This is a genomic window from Pseudomonas sp. R4-15 (genome assembly GCF_055768815.1).
In genome coordinates this window covers 433,065-448,754 of record NZ_CM147293.1, presented here as the reverse complement: position 1 = coordinate 448,754, position 15,690 = coordinate 433,065, and the positions used below count along the sequence as shown (strand labels likewise).

The 15,690-nt window shown below is 67.4% G+C and carries 14 protein-coding genes; 9 read left to right on the top strand and 5 right to left on the bottom strand.

Annotated features, from left to right (window positions below):
* The first annotated feature begins 11 nt into the window (after positions 1-11).
* The 3 genes from cysT to ACYRGX_RS02180 are packed head-to-tail and all read left to right on the top strand — an operon-like array spanning position 12 to position 2,700.
* Positions 12-839, top strand: a complete 828-nt coding sequence (gene cysT, locus ACYRGX_RS02190) for a sulfate ABC transporter permease subunit CysT (RefSeq protein ID WP_473054983.1) — start codon at positions 12-14, stop codon at positions 837-839.
* Positions 836-1,708: a sulfate ABC transporter permease subunit CysW gene (gene cysW / locus ACYRGX_RS02185; protein ID WP_473054982.1), complete on the top strand. Its 873-nt coding sequence runs from the start codon at positions 836-838 to the stop codon at positions 1,706-1,708. The genes cysT and cysW overlap by 4 nt, the downstream gene beginning before the upstream one ends.
* 11 nt (positions 1,709-1,719) lie before the next feature.
* A complete protein-coding gene (locus ACYRGX_RS02180) occupies positions 1,720-2,700 on the top strand; it encodes a sulfate/molybdate ABC transporter ATP-binding protein (protein ID WP_473054981.1) in 981 nt (326 codons plus the stop codon).
* 11 nt (positions 2,701-2,711) lie between these two features.
* Here ACYRGX_RS02180 and ACYRGX_RS02175 read toward each other — a convergent pair whose 3' ends face one another.
* The 4 genes from ACYRGX_RS02175 to ACYRGX_RS02160 all read right to left on the bottom strand — a co-directional run bounded on the left by ACYRGX_RS02175 (position 2,712) and on the right by ACYRGX_RS02160 (position 9,468).
* Entirely contained in the window at positions 2,712-5,597 is a 2,886-nt protein-coding gene (locus tag ACYRGX_RS02175; protein ID WP_473054980.1) for a DUF748 domain-containing protein, read from the bottom strand.
* Between the two features lie 83 nt (positions 5,598-5,680).
* Positions 5,681-6,979, bottom strand: coding sequence for an NAD(P)/FAD-dependent oxidoreductase (locus ACYRGX_RS02170; RefSeq protein ID WP_473054979.1), 1,299 nt, complete (start codon positions 6,977-6,979; stop codon positions 5,681-5,683).
* A gap of 84 nt (positions 6,980-7,063) precedes the next feature.
* Positions 7,064-8,275 (bottom strand): CaiB/BaiF CoA transferase family protein, encoded by a 1,212-nt coding sequence (locus ACYRGX_RS02165; RefSeq protein ID WP_473054978.1) that lies wholly within the window; start codon positions 8,273-8,275, stop codon positions 7,064-7,066.
* Between the two features lie 11 nt (positions 8,276-8,286).
* A complete protein-coding gene (locus tag ACYRGX_RS02160; RefSeq protein ID WP_473054977.1) occupies positions 8,287-9,468 on the bottom strand; it encodes an acyl-CoA dehydrogenase in 1,182 nt (393 codons plus the stop codon).
* 128 nt (positions 9,469-9,596) lie between these two features.
* Here ACYRGX_RS02160 and ACYRGX_RS02155 point away from each other — a divergent pair, with 128 nt between their 5' ends.
* The 4 genes from ACYRGX_RS02155 to ACYRGX_RS02140 all read left to right on the top strand — a co-directional run bounded on the left by ACYRGX_RS02155 (position 9,597) and on the right by ACYRGX_RS02140 (position 13,750).
* Positions 9,597-10,514: a LysR family transcriptional regulator gene (locus ACYRGX_RS02155; protein WP_473054976.1), complete on the top strand. Its 918-nt coding sequence runs from the start codon at positions 9,597-9,599 to the stop codon at positions 10,512-10,514.
* A gap of 352 nt (positions 10,515-10,866) precedes the next feature.
* Positions 10,867-11,988, top strand: coding sequence for a Re/Si-specific NAD(P)(+) transhydrogenase subunit alpha (locus tag ACYRGX_RS02150; protein WP_473054975.1), 1,122 nt, complete (start codon positions 10,867-10,869; stop codon positions 11,986-11,988).
* 10 nt (positions 11,989-11,998) lie between these two features.
* A complete protein-coding gene (locus ACYRGX_RS02145) occupies positions 11,999-12,307 on the top strand; it encodes an NAD(P) transhydrogenase subunit alpha part 2 (RefSeq protein WP_473054974.1) in 309 nt (102 codons plus the stop codon).
* 3 nt (positions 12,308-12,310) lie between these two features.
* Positions 12,311-13,750 (top strand): NAD(P)(+) transhydrogenase (Re/Si-specific) subunit beta, encoded by a 1,440-nt coding sequence (locus tag ACYRGX_RS02140; protein WP_473054973.1) that lies wholly within the window; start codon positions 12,311-12,313, stop codon positions 13,748-13,750.
* A 124-nt stretch (positions 13,751-13,874) separates the two neighbouring features.
* On the opposite strand, the gene ACYRGX_RS02135 is transcribed toward ACYRGX_RS02140, so the two are convergent.
* Positions 13,875-14,045, bottom strand: a complete 171-nt coding sequence (locus tag ACYRGX_RS02135; protein ID WP_473054972.1) for a hypothetical protein — start codon at positions 14,043-14,045, stop codon at positions 13,875-13,877.
* Positions 14,046-14,089: 44 nt separating this feature from the next.
* On the opposite strand from ACYRGX_RS02135, the gene tagH reads away from it, so the two are divergent.
* Positions 14,090-15,214 (top strand): type VI secretion system-associated FHA domain protein TagH, encoded by a 1,125-nt coding sequence (tagH, locus tag ACYRGX_RS02130; protein WP_473054971.1) that lies wholly within the window; start codon positions 14,090-14,092, stop codon positions 15,212-15,214.
* On the top strand, positions 15,211-15,690 hold the full coding sequence (tssJ, locus tag ACYRGX_RS02125; protein ID WP_473054970.1) for a type VI secretion system lipoprotein TssJ: 480 nt from the start codon (positions 15,211-15,213) through the stop codon (positions 15,688-15,690). Before tagH ends, tssJ begins: the two co-directional genes overlap by 4 nt.

Genomic DNA, 15,690 nt, shown 5'->3' with positions numbered 1-15,690 from the left:
AAGGACGCGCAATGCCTCGTCGAAATCTCCCGGTCATTCCCGGCTTCGGCTTGACCCTGGGCTTCAGCGTCACCTACCTGGCGCTGCTCGTGCTCATCCCGCTGGGGGCGATGTTCGCCTATGCCCTGCAACTGTCCGCCGAGCAGTGGTGGCGGCTGCTCGGTAGCCGCCAGGTGCTGTTCTCCCTGCAGTTGTCCGTTGGCACCGCGCTGTTCGCCGCCGCGCTGAACGGCGTGCTGGGCAGCGTGCTGGCCTGGGTGCTGGTGCGCTATCGGTTTCCCGGCCGGCGGCTGATCGATGCGATGGTCGACACGCCCTTCGCGCTGCCCACCGCGGTGGCCGGTATCGCCCTGACGGCGCTGTACGCGCCCAATGGCCTGATCGGCGCGTTGTTCCCGTGGCGCATCGCCTATACGCCGCTCGGCATCACCCTGGCGCTGGTCTTCGTCACCCTGCCGTTCGTGGTGCGCACCGTGCAGCCGGTACTTGCCGACCTGCCGCGGGAAATCGAGGAAGCCGCCGCCTGCCTTGGTGCGCGTCCGGGGCAGGCGTTTCGCCACGTCATCCTGCCGGTGCTCCTGCCGGCCTGGCTGACGGGATTCGCACTGGCCTTCGCCCGTGGCGTCGGCGAGTACGGCTCGGTGGTGTTCATCGCCGGCAACATCCCGCTGAAGACCGAGATCCTGCCGCTGTTGATCGTCTCCAGGCTCGACCAGTACGACTACGCCGGCGCCACCGGCATCGGTGTGCTGATGCTCTGCGTGTCCTTCGTGCTGCTGCTCTTGATCAACCTCTTGCAGCGGCGCATGCAACCCCACACCCGCCAGGCCAAGCCATGACCGCTGCCCTTTCCGTAAGCCCCGTGCTGGCGCGTCGCCCAGGTCGGCGCCGCGGCCCTGCCGAACGGAGCCTGATCCTGTTGGCCTGGGCAATCTTCGCGACGATCCTGCTGCTGCCGTTGCTGATCGTCATCGGCCAGGGCCTGGCGCGCGGCTTCGCGGCGTTCTGGGCGGCGCTGGCCGAGCCGGATGCCGTCGCCGCGCTGAAACTGACGCTGCTCGCCACGGCCATCGCGGTGCCGCTGAACCTGGTCTTCGGTCTGGCCGCGGCCTGGGCGGTGAGCAAGTTCGAGTTTCGGGGCAAGAGCCTGCTGGTAACGCTCATCGACCTGCCGTTCTCGGTCTCGCCGGTGGTCGCCGGGCTGGTCTACGTGTTGCTGTTCGGCAGCCAGAGCCTGCTCTGGCCCTGGTTGCAGAGCCAGAACCTGCAGATCGTCTACGCGGTGCCGGGAATCGTCCTGGCGACACTGTTCGTCACCCTGCCCTTCGTCGCCCGCGAGCTGATCCCGCTGATGGAGCAGCAGGGCAGCGCCGAGGAAGAGGCTGCGCGCCTGCTGGGTGCCAACGGTTGGCGGGTGTTCTGGCACGTCACCCTGCCCAACGTGAAGTGGGCGCTGATCTATGGCGTGGTACTCTGCACGGCCCGAGCGATGGGCGAGTTCGGCGCGGTGTCGGTGGTTTCCGGACACATCCGCGGCATGACCAACACGCTGCCGCTGCACATCGAGATCCTCTACAACGAATACAACATCGTCGCCGCGTTCAGCGTGGCGATCCTGTTGCTGGCCATGGCCCTGGTGATCCTGCTGCTGCGGCAGTGGGCCGAGGCGCGCCTGGCGCGCGAACGCGACGCGCAGCACGACGACTGACGGGTAAGTACATGAGTATCGAAGTACAAGGCATCAACAAGCGCTTCGGCAGTTTCCAGGCGCTCAAGGACATCGACCTGCACATCGAGAGCGGTGAGCTGGTGGCGTTGCTCGGTCCCTCCGGCTGCGGCAAGACCTCGCTGCTGCGCATCATCGCCGGACTGGAGACGCCGGATACCGGCAGCATCGTGTTCCATGGCGAGGACGTTTCCGGGCACGACGTGCGCAAGCGCAACGTCGGCTTCGTGTTCCAGCACTATGCCCTGTTCCGCCACATGACGGTGTTCGACAACGTCGCCTTCGGCCTGCGCATGAAGCCGCGTCGTGAGCGGCCGAGCGAGAAGGTCATCGGCGAGAAGGTCCACGAACTGCTCGGCCTGGTGCAGCTCGACTGGCTCGCCGATCGCTATCCCGAGCAACTCTCTGGCGGCCAGCGCCAGCGCATCGCCCTGGCGCGCGCGCTGGCGGTGGAGCCGAAGATCTTGCTGCTCGACGAGCCCTTCGGTGCGCTGGACGCCAAGGTGCGCAAGGAGCTGCGCCGCTGGCTGGCGCAGTTGCACGAGAACGTCCACCTGACCAGCGTGTTCGTCACCCATGACCAGGAAGAGGCGATGGAAGTGGCCGACCGCATCGTGGTGATGAACAAGGGCGTGATCGAGCAGATCGGCACGCCGGCGGAGGTCTACGAGAAGCCGGCGAGCCCCTTCGTCTATCACTTCCTCGGCGACTCCAACAGCCTGCAGGCGGCGACCGGCGAGATCCAGTTCCGTCCCCACGAGGTCGAGCTGGCGCGCAACGGTGCCACCGATTTCCTGCCTGGCGAGGTGCGCGACATCCGTCTGCTCGGCGCCATCGTGCGGGTGACCCTGCGCGTCGAGGGTCAGGCGACGCCGATCGAGGTCGAGGTCGCCAAGGACGACGAAAGCCTGCAGGACCTGGCGCGTGGCGCGACGCTGTACTTCAAGCCGCGGCTCTACGCGCAGGCGCTCTAGCTTCTCGGCGTCTAGCCGCCCTCCAGCTGCAACTTGCTTGGCACCTGGCCGTCGCCATCCACGGCGGCGGCTCCGGCGTCGATCAGGAACAGCCGGTCGGCGGAGAGCTTGCCTTGCTCGACGAGGTATTCGCGGATGCGCATGGCGCGTGCCTGGGCCAGGCGCCGCTGCAGCGCCTCGCTGGCGGCCCAGTGCTGCAACAGCGCCTCGCGCAACTGTGTAGCGCGCGCCTCGTCACTCAGCTCGCGCCATTGCGGCGGCGGTTGCTGGCGCAGGCGGGCGCGGTAGATGCCCTCGAGCATCGCCGCCTTTTCCTCCTCCGGTACCTGCAGCGTGTCGGCGCTGGCCGGCACCTTGTCGCCGCGGCGCTGCAGGATGCGGTACCAGGTCTGCTGGTATTCGCGTTCCAGGCGCTGCTCGGCGAGCGGCCGGGCATCCGCGACGGCGCTGGTGCCCTGGATTTCCAGACGCAGCTGCGGGCGTTCGCCGAGGGCCTTGGCCAGGGTGCGCAGGGTTTCCTGGGCCGGTGCGGTGAGTTCGTCGCTGCCGGCGGTGAAGGGCACCTGACCGAGGTCCTCGTCCGCGCCGCTGGGCACCAGCGAGGCGAGCAGCTTGAAGGGCGCCTGCACGGCGCGCAGCAGCAGGTTGCGCAGGGTCTGCCAGACGATCGGCATGACGCTGAACTGCGGGTCCTGCAGGTTGCCGGAGACCGGCAGGCTGATATCGATGCGCCCCTGGGTGTCCTTGAGCAGGGCCACCGCCAGGCGGATCGGCAGGTCCAATGCGTCCGGGCTGTCGACCCGCTCGCCGAGCTGTAGCTGGTCGAGCAGGACGTGGTTCTCGGCGCTCAGCTGGCCGGCGTTGACCTGGTAGTGCAGGTCCAGGTCCATGCGGCCCTTCTGGATGCGATAGCCGGCGAACTTGCCGGAATAAGGCGTCAAAGTGGTCAGCTCGACGCCATGGAAGCCGGCATTGATGTCCAGGCTGCGCAGGGGATCGAAGGGGTCGAGGCTGCCCTTGATGGTCACCGGCGCGTAGCGGTCGACCTTGCCGGTGACGTCCACCGTCGCCGGCGGGCTGCCGGCGGCGTTGTTCAGGGTGCCGATGTGTCCCTGCATCTGCTGGATCGCGGTGGCGAAGTTGGGGCGCAGGCTGAAGTCGGCGAAGTTCGCCGAGCCGTCGACGATGTCCACGCTGCCGATGCGGATCGCCAGGGGCGCGCTCGCGGCCTGCGGCGTGGGATCGGGCGCGCTGGAGGGCGACTGCGGCACGCGCAGTTCGTCCAGGTTGGTGGTCAGGTCTTCGTTGATGATCAGGCGCCCGTAGGGCTTCTGCAGCGCGACGTGATCGATCTGCAGGGCCTCGCCGTGGCGGTAGTCGATGCCTTCGAGGTCCAGCACGTGCCAACGCAGGAAGTCGCGCTGCTTGAGGGTGTCGAGGGTGTGCAACTGGCTGACCCGCGCGTTGCCGCTGACGTGCAGCCCCAGCGGGTCGACGGATTGCAGGTCGACGTCGAGGTCGCCAGAGAGCATCCCGCTGCGCAACTCCAGGCGCACGTAGGGTTCGAGGTAGGCCTGGGCGGTGCGCAGGTCGATGTCGCGGGGGCTGACCTTGAGCGCGGCGCTGGGCGGCGACAGGGTCGCCTGGCCTTCTGCCTGTAGTTGCCCGCCGCTGCCGACGCCGGTCGCCAGGTTGAGACGGAAGGGCGCACCACTGCCGGTGTCCAGGTCCTCGACGGCGAGCTGCAACGGGCCGATATCCAGGCTCACCGGCTGCGCGTTGGCCAGGTCCCGCAGGTGTACGCGGTAGTCGTCCAGGCGCGCTTCGTCGAGGGCCAGGGTCCAGGGCTCGGTGCTCTGCTGCTCGGTATCGGGCGCTTCGCGCGGCGTCTGGCTCGGCGGCAACAGCGCCTGCCAGTCCAGGCTGCCGTCGGCGCGGCGGGTGGCCCAGGTTTCCAGGCCGTGGCTGTCGAGGCGGCCGATGCGCAGCTGGCGTGCGGCGAGGTCCAGTGCCAGGTCGTCCAGGCTCAGGCTGGTGAGCTGCAGGCGCGGCGTGCCGTCGAGGTCGTCCAGGGCCAGCGGTGCCAGCTGCAGTTGGCCTTGCTCCAGGCGTAATTGCAGGTGGTCGTCGAGGCTGAAGTCGTAGTGCGTGGCGAGGTTCAGGTTGCCGTCGCGCAACTGGGCGGCGAAATGCTCACGGACATAGGGCCAGAAGGGCGCGAGACGACCGTCGGCGAGTTTCAGTTCGCCACTGGATTGCAGCGGGAACAGCCCCAGTTGGCCGAGCCAGGACAGCTGCGCGCCATCCTCGCCATGGGCCAGCAGCGCCACCTGGGCGCGCTCGTCGCGGCCGGTGGAGAGGTGTTCGACGCGCAGGTCGAGGCCATTCAGGCGATAGCTCACCGGCGTGGCCGGGCCCAGGTCCTGGAACGCCAGGTCGCCACGCAGCAGCTGCAGATTGTCGATCAGCAGCGGGAAGGGCTCGCCCTCTTCGCTGTCGTCGGCCGGTGCTTCCTGCTCGGGGACGACGAACAGCGCGGCGAGATCCGGCTGGCCCTGCTTGTCGAGGGTCAGGGCGACACGGGGTGCCTCCAGTTGCACCTCGGTCAGGTGTACGCCGCGCCAGAGACTGTCCAGCTGCAGGTTGGCGCGCAGGCGTTGCAGGGTGATACGCGGTTGCTCGGCGCTGCCGATACGCAGGCCCTGGACTTCCAGTTCGAGGCTGAAGGGGTTGAACAGGACGCGCTGGATCGAGGCCGGCTCGCTGACGTACTGCGCCAACAGGCGATTGCCCAGGTGCAGTACCACGGCCGGCAGCAGTAGGAAGCCGAACAGGCTGTAGAGGAAGAGCAGGGCGATCAGCCAGGTGGCGAATCGGCGAAGGCGTCCTGGAAGCATGGTCGGCGGGGTCCTCGTATCCGTGAGGGCGTGCGACAGGGACGCACGCCGCTGCGTTCCCTATCAGGGTAACCCAGAAGCGCTCAGGCCAGCTCGCGCAAGCGGTGCCAGAGCATCCCCAGCGCCAGCAGCGGCGAGCGCAGCAGGCGGCCGCCGGGGAAGGTCAGATGCGGCACCCGGGCGAACAGCTCGAAGCGCCCCTCCTCCTGGCCGCCGATGGCCTCGGCGAGCAGCTTGCCGGCCAGGTGCGTGGTGTTCACGCCGTGGCCGGAATAGGCCTGGGCATAGAACACGTTGGGGTGCTCGGCGAGCCGGCCGATCTGCGGCAGGCGGTTGGCGCCGATACCGATCATGCCGCCCCAGGCGTAGTCGATGTCCACGTCCGCCAACTGCGGGAAGACCGCGATCATCTTGCGCCGCATGTAGCTGGCGATGTCCGCCGGGTCGCGTCCGGAATAGTGACAGGCGCCGCCGAACAGCAAGCGGCCATCGGCGGAGAGCCGGTAGTAGTCCAGCGCCACGCGCTGGTCGCACAGCGCCATGTTCTGTGGAATCAGTTGGCGCGCGCGTGCGCCGAGGGGCGCCGTGGCGATGATGTAGCTGCCGGCCGGCAGCACCTTGCCGGAGAGCTGCGGTTGCAGTTCCTCCAGGTAGGCGTTGCAGCCGATCACCAGGGTCTGTGCGCGTACCCGTCCGCGGGCGGTGTGCACCAGCGGCCTGGGACCGTACTCGATGCGGGTAGCCGCCGAGTGCTCGAACAGGCGCACGCCGGCGGCGGCAGCGGCGCGCGCCTCGCCCAGCGCCAGGTTGAGCGGGTGCAGGTGACCGGAGCCCATGTCGATCATGCCGCCGATATAGCGCTCGGAGGCGACCACCTCGGGCAGTTCGTGACGCTCGAGCAGGCGCATCTCGGCACCGTAGCCCAGGCTTCGGAGTTCCTGCATTTCCTCGGCGAAGCCTTGCACGTGCGCGGGCTTGTTGGCCAGGTCGCAGTAGCCCCAGGTCAGGTCGCAGTCGATGGCATGCCGCTCGACGCGCTGGCGGACCAGCTCCACGGCTTCCAGGCCCATGTGCTTGAGTGCCAGCACGCCGGCCTCACCCACCTGCGGGAGAAACTTGTCCAGGTCGTGGCCGAGGCCGCGGATCAGTTGGCCGCCGTTGCGCCCGCTGGCGCCCCAGCCGACCTGGCGCGCCTCCAGCAGCACCACCTGGCGGCCGCGCTCGGCCAGCTCCAGGGCGGTATTGAGGCCAGTGAAACCGCCGCCGATGATGCAAACGTCGGCCTCAACCTCTTCCTCCAGTAGCGGAAACGCCAGTTCGAGGTTACGGCTGGCGGCGTAATAGGAGGGAGCGTGTTCGGCACGGTGGACGGGGGCGCGCATGTGCGAAATCCTGGAAGGTCGTTTGCAAAATCCAACGCAGGATAAGCGCCGCGCGCGACGGGCGGCAACCGTGCCGGGCCGGCCTCAGCCGACGACGCCCTGCTCGCGCAGCGTCGCCACGCGCGCGGCGTCCAGGCCCAGCCATTCTTGCAGCACGGCCTCGCTGTGCTCGCCCAGCAGGGGCGGTGCGCTGCGGTACTGCACCGGGGTTTCGCCCAGGCGCAGCGGACTGGCGACCCCGGGGGCGCTGCCGGCCTGGGGGTGCGGCAGGTCGATGCGCAGGCCGCGGGCGAGCACCTGCGGGTCGGCGAACACCTGGGCCAGGTCGTTGACCGGCCCGCAGGGCACGCCAGCGGCCTGCAGTTGCGCGACCCATTCGGCGCTGCTGCGGAACACGGTGACCTGGCGGATCAATGGGATCAGCTCGGTGCGATGGGCGACCCGCGCCTGGTTGCTGGCGAAGCGCGGATCGCTCGCCCATTCGGGACGCCCGGCCACCTCGCAGAAGCGTCGGAACTGGGCATCGTTGCCGACGGTGAGGATGAAGTCGCCGTCGGCGCTGGGGAAGTCCTGGTAGGGCACGATGTTCGGGTGCGCATTGCCCAGTCGCCGTGGCGACTGGCCGCTGGTGAGGTAGTTGAGGGCCTGGTTGCCCAGGCAGGCGACCTGCACGTCGAGCAGCGCCATGTCGATGTGCTGTCCGCGGCCGCTGTGCTGGCGCGCCTGCAGGGCGGCGAGCACCGCCACGGCGGAATACAGGCCGGTCAGAATGTCGGTGAGCGCCACGCCGACCTTCAGCGGGCCGGCGCCGGGTTCGTCGTCAGCCCGTCCGGTCAGGCTCATCAGGCCGCCTAGGCCCTGGATCATGAAATCGTAGCCGGGGCGCTGGGCATAGGGGCCATGCTGGCCGAAGCCGGTGATCGAGCAATACACCAGACGCGGATTCAGGGCGCTGAGGCTGGCGTAGTCGAGGCCATAGGCGGCGAGGCCGCCGACCTTGAAGTTCTCCAGCAGCACGTCGGCGCTGCCGGCCAGCTCGCGGACGATACGCTGGCCCTCGGGGTGAGCGAGGTCCAGTGCCAGCGAGCGCTTGTTGCGATTGGCCGAGAGGTAGTAGGCCGACTCCGCGCTGCCTTCGAGGAACGGTGGCCCCCATTGGCGAGTGTCGTCGCCGCTGCCGGGACGCTCGATCTTCACCACTTCGGCGCCCAGGTCGGCGAGGATCTGCCCGCACCAGGGGCCGGCGAGTACGCGGGACAGGTCGAGTACGCGAATACCGTCGAGTGCGCCGGGCATGTCGAGGCTCCTCAGAAGAACGCTTGGATGCCGGTCTGCGCACGACCGAGGATCAGCGCATGGATGTCATGGGTGCCCTCGTAGGTGTTCACCACTTCCAGGTTGACCAGGTGCCGGGCGATGCCGAACTCGTCGCTGATGCCGTTGCCGCCGAGCATGTCCCGCGCCAGGCGGGCGATCTCCAGCGCCTTGCCGCAGCTGTTGCGCTTCATCAACGAGGTGATTTCCACCGCGGCGGTGCCTTCGTCCTTCAGCCGTCCCAGGCGCAGGCAGCCTTGCAGGGCCAGGGTGATTTCCGTCTGCATGTCCGCGAGCTTCTTCTGGATCAACTGGTTGGCCGCCAGCGGCCGGCCGAACTGACGGCGGTCGAGCACGTACTGGCGTGCGGTGTGCCAGCAGTCTTCGGCGGCGCCCAAGGCCCCCCAACTGATGCCGTAGCGCGCGGAGTTGAGGCAGGTGAACGGCCCCTTCAGCCCGCGCACGTCGGGGAAGGCGTTCTCCTCGGGGCAGAACACCTCGTCCATGACGATCTCGCCGGTGATCGAGGCGCGCAGGCCCACCTTGCCGTGGATCGCCGGGGCGGAGAGGCCGGACCAGCCTTTCTCCAGCACGAAACCACGGATGTCGCCGGCCTCGTCCTTGGCCCAGACCACGAAAACGTCGGCGATCGGCGAGTTGGTGATCCACAGCTTGCTGCCGCTCAGGCGCCAGCCGCCCTCGACCTTCCTGGCGCGGCTGGCCATCGAGCCGGGATCGGAGCCGTGATCGGGCTCGGTCAGGCCGAAGCAGCCGATCCATTCGCCGCTGGCCAGTTTGGGCAGGTACTTGCGGCGCGTCGCCTCGTTGCCGAATTCGTAGATCGGCACCATCACCAGGGACGACTGCACGCTCATCATCGAGCGGTAGCCGGAGTCGATGCGCTCGATCTCGCGGGCGATCAGACCGTAGGCGACATAGTTCAGGCCGCTGCCGCCGTACTCCACGGGAATGGTCGCGCCGAGCAGGCCCATCTCGCCCATCTCGCGGAAGATCGCCGTATCGGTGCGTTCCTCGCGAAACGCCTGGAGCACCCGGGGCGCCAGTTTGTCCTTGGCAAACTGTGCGGCACTGTCACGCACCATGCGTTCTTCATCGCTGAGCTGTTGGTCGATCAGCAATGGGTCGGACCAGTTGAAGGCGGCATGGTTAGCCATTGGAAGGGCTCCTTTGGGTAAATTAAGGATTCAGGCTAGGCGGCCCCCGGTCTTTGCGCAAACGAGGATTTCGCACCAAACTGTGCGAAAAGCTCACTTCATGAGCGATTTTTTCGCGGGGGCCTCCGATGCGTCGCAAGATTCCCAGCACGGCTGCACTGATTGCCTTCGAAGCGGCGGCACGGCACCAGAGCTTCACCCGCGCGGCTGAGGAGCTGGCGCTGACCCAGGGCGCGATCTGCCGACAGATCGCCGCATTGGAGGAGTTCCTGGGCGTCGAGCTGTTTCGCCGGGTGCGCCGTGGCGTGGTGCTCAGCGAGGCCGGGCAGTCCTACGCGCGCAAGGTGGCCGAGGGGCTCGACGCGGTGGAGCGTGACACGCTCGCGGTGATGGGCCGGCAGGGCAGTCAGAGCATCGAACTGGCGGTGGTGCCGACCTTCGGCACCCAGTGGTTGTTGCCGCGGTTGTGCGAGTTCCAGCAACTGCAGCCGCAGATCAGCGTACATCTGACCAATCGCACACGACCGTTCCTGTTCGCCGACACGCCTTTCGATGCCGCCATCTATTACGGCGATGGCGACTGGCCGGGCGCGCGCAGCGATGCGTTGATGGCGGAGAACCTGTTGCCCGTGTGCAGTCCCCAGTGGCTCGCGGACGGGCGGATGCTGGACCCCGCGCGCCTGACCGAGCTGCCGCTGTTGCAGCAGACCACGCGGCCCTATGCCTGGCGACGCTGGTTTGCCGCGCAGGGCGTGAGCACGCCGCGCGACCTCTCCGGACCGCGCTACGAGCTGTTTTCCATGCTCGCCCAGGCCGCGACGCTGGGCATGGGCGTGGCGCTGATTCCGCCCTTCCTGATCCAGCGTGAGCTCGCCGAAGGACGCCTGTGCATTGCTCACCCCGACCCAGTGCCCAGCACCCTGGCCTACCAACTGGTGATTCCCGAGCGCCGCACCGCCGGCGGTGCGCTGGGCGTTTTCCGCGAATGGCTACTGGAGCAGGCCACGCGTTATCGCGACGAGCAGTCGGCCGCTAGCCGACCGTGAGAGCGCCTCGATAACGTCCCTTCCGACCGTTCTTCTGGCAGCTTTCCGGTATGTAGCGCTTTTAAATAGGTGCTACATTGCCGCCCCTCTAGCGCAAGCCCAGTAAAATAAGGGTTCTGCGAGACCTTCCGGTCAGAAAAGGTCCCACGGTTTCTCCTCGATGTGTCTCCTCGAATGCTGTGTTACATGTGGCGAAAAGTCGCGCCATTTGGACGAATTAGCGTATTTCTGGATTTTTCCTTTCATGTAGCTTTCTCTTCGAATGGTTTCTTGTGAGCGTCGCACTTTTAATGCAGAGTGTCGCCAAATTGAAACCTTCTTCATTCACTGCCACTGCGAGCGGAGACCTGCCGTGCATATCGCCGTACCATCGGAAACCCACCCCGGAGAGACGCGGGTCGCCGCGACACCGGAGACCGTCAAGAAGCTGATCGACCAGGGCCATCGGGTCACCGTGCAGCGCGGCGCGGGCGTGGCCGCGAGCCAACCGGACAGTGCCTACGAGGCGGTCGGTGCGACACTGGGGTCGGCCGCTGAGGTCTTCGCCGCGGAGATGCTGCTCAAGGTGCATGCACCCGATGACGCCGAACTGGCGCAGATCCCCGCCGGCAGCGTGGTGGTCGGCATGCTGCGGCCGTTCGATGGCGAGAACATCGCGCGCATGGCGGCCGCCGGCATCACCGCCTTCGGTCTCGAGGCCGCGCCGCGTACCTCGCGGGCGCAGAGCCTGGACGTGCTCTCGTCACAGGCGAACATCGCCGGCTACAAGGCGGTCATGCTCGCGGCCAACCACTACCCGCGCTTCATGCCGATGCTGATGACTGCCGCCGGTACCGTGAAGGCCGCGCGGGTGCTGATCCTCGGTGCCGGTGTCGCCGGTCTGCAGGCGATCGCCACGGCCAAGCGCCTGGGGGCGGTGATCGAGGCCTCGGACGTGCGTCCGGCGGTGAAGGAGCAGATCGAATCGCTGGGTGCGAAGTTCGTCGACGTGCCCTTCGAAACCGACGAAGAGCGCGAATGCGCCGAAGGGGTTGGCGGCTATGCGCGGCCGATGCCGGCGTCCTGGATGGAGCGCCAGGCCAAGGCGGTACACGAGCGCGCCAAGCAGGCGGACATCGTCATCACCACCGCGCTGATCCCCGGGCGCAAGGCGCCGACCCTGCTGCAGGAGGCCACCGTCGCCGAGATGAAACCCGGCTCGGTGGTCATCGACCTGGCCGCGGCGCAGGGCGGCAACTGCCCGCTCACCGAGCCGGGCGAGGTGGTGGTCAAGCACGGCGTGACGCTGGTCGGGCACACCAACCTGCCCGCGCTGGTGCCGGCGGATGCCTCGGCGCTGTACGCACGCAACCTGCTCGACTTCCTCAAGCTGGTCCTCGACAAGGACGGCCAGCTGCACATCGACCTCGAAGACGACATCGTCGCCGCGTGCCTGCTGTGCCGCGACGGCGCAGTCGTGCGACAGAACGCCTAAGGAGCCCGCCATGGACCTGATTTCCGACGGTATCTACAACCTGATCATCTTCGTGCTGGCGATCTACGTCGGCTACCACGTGGTGTGGAACGTCACCCCGGCGCTGCACACGCCGCTGATGGCGGTCACCAACGCCATCTCGGCGATCGTCATCGTCGGCGCCATGCTCGCCGCGGCGCTCACCGTCACCCCGCTGGGCAAGGCCATGGGCACCCTGGCGGTGGCGCTGGCCGCGGTCAACGTGTTCGGCGGGTTCCTGGTGACCCGGCGCATGCTGGAGATGTTCAAGAAGAAAGCCCCGAAGGCGGAGAAGTCGTAAGCCATGAGCATGAACCTCATCACTGTCCTCTACCTGATCGCCTCGGTGTGCTTCATCCAGGCGCTCAAGGGCCTCTCGCACCCGACCACTTCGCGGCGCGGCAACCTGTTCGGCATGGCCGGCATGACCCTCGCGGTACTCACCACCGTGGCGCTGATCTTCAAGCTGGGCAGCGAGCTGGCCACCACTGGCATCGCCTTCGTGCTGGTCGGCCTGCTGGTTGGCGGCAGCGTCGGTACGCTGATGGCCAAGCGCGTGGAAATGACCAAGATGCCCGAGCTGGTCGCCTTCATGCACAGCATGATCGGCCTGGCGGCGGTGTTCATCGCCTTCGCCGCGGTGCTCGAGCCGCAGTCGTTGGGCATCGTCGCGACGATCAGCGATCCGATCCCGGTGGGTAACCGCCTGGAGCTGTTCCTCGGCGCGGCGATCGGTGCGATCACCTTCTCCGGTTCGGTAATCGCGTTCGGCAAGCTCTCCGGCAAGTACAAGTTCCGCCTGTTCCAGGGCGCGCCGGTGCAGTTCGCCGGGCAGCACATGGTCAACCTGGTGCTGGGCATCGCCATCCTGGTGCTTGGCGTGACCTACATGCTCACCGGCAACCTGGTGCCCTTCGTCCTGCTGCTGCTGTTCGCCTTCGTCATCGGCGTGCTGATCATCATCCCCATCGGCGGTGCGGACATGCCGGTGGTGGTGTCGATGCTCAACAGCTACTCGGGCTGGGCCGCGGCGGGCATCGGCTTCTCGCTCAACAACTCGATGCTGATCGTCGCCGGCAGCCTGGTCGGCTCCAGCGGCGCGATCCTCTCCTACATCATGTGCAAGGCGATGAACCGCTCGTTCTTCAACGTCATCCTCGGCGGCTTCGGCGCCGAATCCGGCGCGAGCTCGGCGGCGGCTGGCGGCGGCGAGCAGCGCCCGGTGAAGTCCGGCTCGGCGGACGATGCCGCGTTCCTCCTGGGTAACGCCGACAGCGTGATCATCGTCCCCGGCTATGGCCTGGCGGTGGCCCGCGCGCAGCACGCGCTGATGGAGCTGGTGGAGAAGCTGACCGAACGTGGAGTGACGGTGAAGTTCGCCATCCACCCGGTGGCCGGGCGCATGCCGGGTCACATGAACGTGCTGCTGGCCGAGGCCGAGGTGCCCTACGACATGGTCTTCGAGATGGAAGAGATCAACGCCGAGTTCGGTCAGACCGACGTGGTGCTGGTGCTCGGCGCCAACGACGTGGTCAACCCGGCGGCGAAGAACGATCCGCACTCGCCGATCGCCGGCATGCCGATCCTTGAGGCGTTCAAGGCCAGCACGATCATCGTCAACAAGCGCTCGATGGCCAGCGGCTATGCCGGTCTGGATAACGAACTCTTCTACCTGGACAAGACCATGATGGTCTTCGGCGACGCGAAGAAGACCATCGAGGAAATGCTCAAGGCCGTGGACTGAAACCAGGCGCCGTTGCGCTCGTTGGAGCGCAGCGGCGCTGACAACGAGACCTGCTTCTCCGTTTTACCGGGTTGTCTTCCCGAGTTCGTGAACCCCTTCAAGCCCCCCTCGTCGAGTTCCTCCTTCAATAGACGGCCTCGGACGCATCGCGTCCGCCCAGCCACGCATTCAAGGAGGAATCGGCGTGATACCGCGCGTTCTCATCCTGCTCCTGTGTACCGTTGCCGGCCTGTCCGCCTGCAGCGGCAATCTGCGCTCCGATGACGATCAATATCGTCCGCTCGGCGATCCCCATGCACTGCAGCGTGGGGCGCCATCCGCCTCCAAGGGGCGCTGAGCATGGAATTGCTCATGGAATTGCTCGACGCCCCTGCGGGCGACGAAGCGGCCCGGGGCCTGTTCGGCCCTGCGGGCGGAGTGATCGGCCGTGGCGAGGGTTGTGACTGGGTCATCGCCGATCCTCGACGACTGCTCTCCTCACAGCATGCCCGGGTGAGCTTCAGCGATGGCTCCTTCTTCCTCACCGATATCAGCAGCAACGGCATCCTCCATGAGGACAGCGGCACGCCGCTGAGCAAAGGCCAGCCCCGTGCGATCGTCCAGGGCGATCGTTACCGCATGGGGGGCCTGCGCGTGCGCGCCAACCTGCGTTCGCGGCGCTCACCCCAGACGCCGCGCGGGGTCCCCATCCCGGACGATGCCTTCCTGCAGCGCGATCCTTTGCAGGCATTGGCGGACGAGCCGCTGGAACACGACCTGCAGGACTTCGCCGAGCCGGCCGTGGCCACCGAGCTTGCCGCCGCCATCGACGAGCAGAGCTTGCCGCTGCCGGAGTTGATCGATCCGCCGGTTGCCGAACCTTGCGTGGAGCCGCCCCAGGGCGACTTCTGGAAGGATTATGCCGCCGCCCTCGACCTGCCGCTGGATGGACTCGATACGGCGGCGCGTCAGCGACTGGCATTGCTTGCCGCGACCTTGCTGCGGCAGACCCTGCGCGGACTACAGCAGGCACTGCGTACCCGTGCGGAGGTGAAGGCCGAGCTGCGCCTGCCGCACACCACCTTGCAGGGCAGCCGCAGCAACCCGCTGAAGTACGCCGAGGAAGGCGAGCTCATGCACCTGCTGTTGCGACCCGCGACCAGCGCGCGGACGCTGGCCGAGCAGAACGTGGCACGCGCCTTTCGCGACCTGCAGGCGCAGCAGGTCGCGTTGCTCGCCGCCAGCCGCGCGGTGCTGCGCGGCGCGCTGGAGCAGCTCTCACCGTCGCGCCTGGCGCAGCAGTTCGAGCGTGAGGGCAAGACCCGGCTACGAACTTCCGGTGCCCACTGGCGTGCCTACCAGCGCCTGCATGAGCGCCTGAGCGAGGATGACGATTGGAGCGAGCGCTTGCTCGGCAGCAACTTCGCTCAGGTCTACGAGGAACAGATCCGGCTGATCGCCAGCCTCGATGGGGGGCGCGAATGAGCCGTCTGTCCAGGTGCCTGGCGCTGGGGCTCTGGGTGCTGCTCGGGGGCTGCACCGTATCGTCCGAGCTGACCAAGCTCGAGCTGACGTTGCAGGCCGATGAGCGGCTCAATCCGGACCTGCATGACAGGCCCTCGCCGATCGTGGTGCGTCTGCTGGAACTGCGTAATCCGGTGGCTTTCGAGAACAGTGACTTCTTCGCGGTCTATCAGCGCCCGCGCGAGGTGCTCAATCCCGATCTCACGGCTCAGGAGGAGCTCGAGCTACGCCCCGGAGAAACCCGTGAGCTGCGCCTGAGCGTCGCTCCCGAGAGCGGCTATGTGGGCGTGGTGGCGGCCTACCGTGACCTGCCTGAAAACGCCTGGCGCCTGGTCATCCCGCTGCGCCCGAAAGCGCACAATCCGGTGAAAGTGCTGCTCGGCGAGCGAGGCATCGAGCTGCCGGAAGATGACCCGTCGCAAGGACGCGAGGACTAG

Excerpts from the sequence above, each read along its gene's own strand:
- ACYRGX_RS02155 (WP_473054976.1), top strand. The coding sequence starts at position 9,597 with ATGCGTCGCAAGATTCCCAGCACGGCTGCACTGATTGCCTTCGAAGCG.
- ACYRGX_RS02135 (WP_473054972.1), bottom strand. The coding sequence starts at position 14,045 with ATGGGGATCGCCGAGCGGACGATATTGATCGTCATCGGAGCGCAGATT.
- ACYRGX_RS02170 (WP_473054979.1), bottom strand. The coding sequence starts at position 6,979 with ATGCGCGCCCCCGTCCACCGTGCCGAACACGCTCCCTCCTATTACGCC.
- cysW (WP_473054982.1), top strand. The coding sequence starts at position 836 with ATGACCGCTGCCCTTTCCGTAAGCCCCGTGCTGGCGCGTCGCCCAGGT.
- ACYRGX_RS02160 (WP_473054977.1), bottom strand. The coding sequence starts at position 9,468 with ATGGCTAACCATGCCGCCTTCAACTGGTCCGACCCATTGCTGATCGAC.
- tagH (WP_473054971.1), top strand. The coding sequence starts at position 14,090 with ATGGAATTGCTCATGGAATTGCTCGACGCCCCTGCGGGCGACGAAGCG.
- ACYRGX_RS02175 (WP_473054980.1), bottom strand. The coding sequence starts at position 5,597 with ATGCTTCCAGGACGCCTTCGCCGATTCGCCACCTGGCTGATCGCCCTG.
- ACYRGX_RS02145 (WP_473054974.1), top strand. The coding sequence starts at position 11,999 with ATGGACCTGATTTCCGACGGTATCTACAACCTGATCATCTTCGTGCTG.
- ACYRGX_RS02140 (WP_473054973.1), top strand. The coding sequence starts at position 12,311 with ATGAGCATGAACCTCATCACTGTCCTCTACCTGATCGCCTCGGTGTGC.
- tssJ (WP_473054970.1), top strand. The coding sequence starts at position 15,211 with ATGAGCCGTCTGTCCAGGTGCCTGGCGCTGGGGCTCTGGGTGCTGCTC.
- ACYRGX_RS02165 (WP_473054978.1), bottom strand. The coding sequence starts at position 8,275 with ATGCCCGGCGCACTCGACGGTATTCGCGTACTCGACCTGTCCCGCGTA.
- cysT (WP_473054983.1), top strand. The coding sequence starts at position 12 with ATGCCTCGTCGAAATCTCCCGGTCATTCCCGGCTTCGGCTTGACCCTG.
- ACYRGX_RS02180 (WP_473054981.1), top strand. The coding sequence starts at position 1,720 with ATGAGTATCGAAGTACAAGGCATCAACAAGCGCTTCGGCAGTTTCCAG.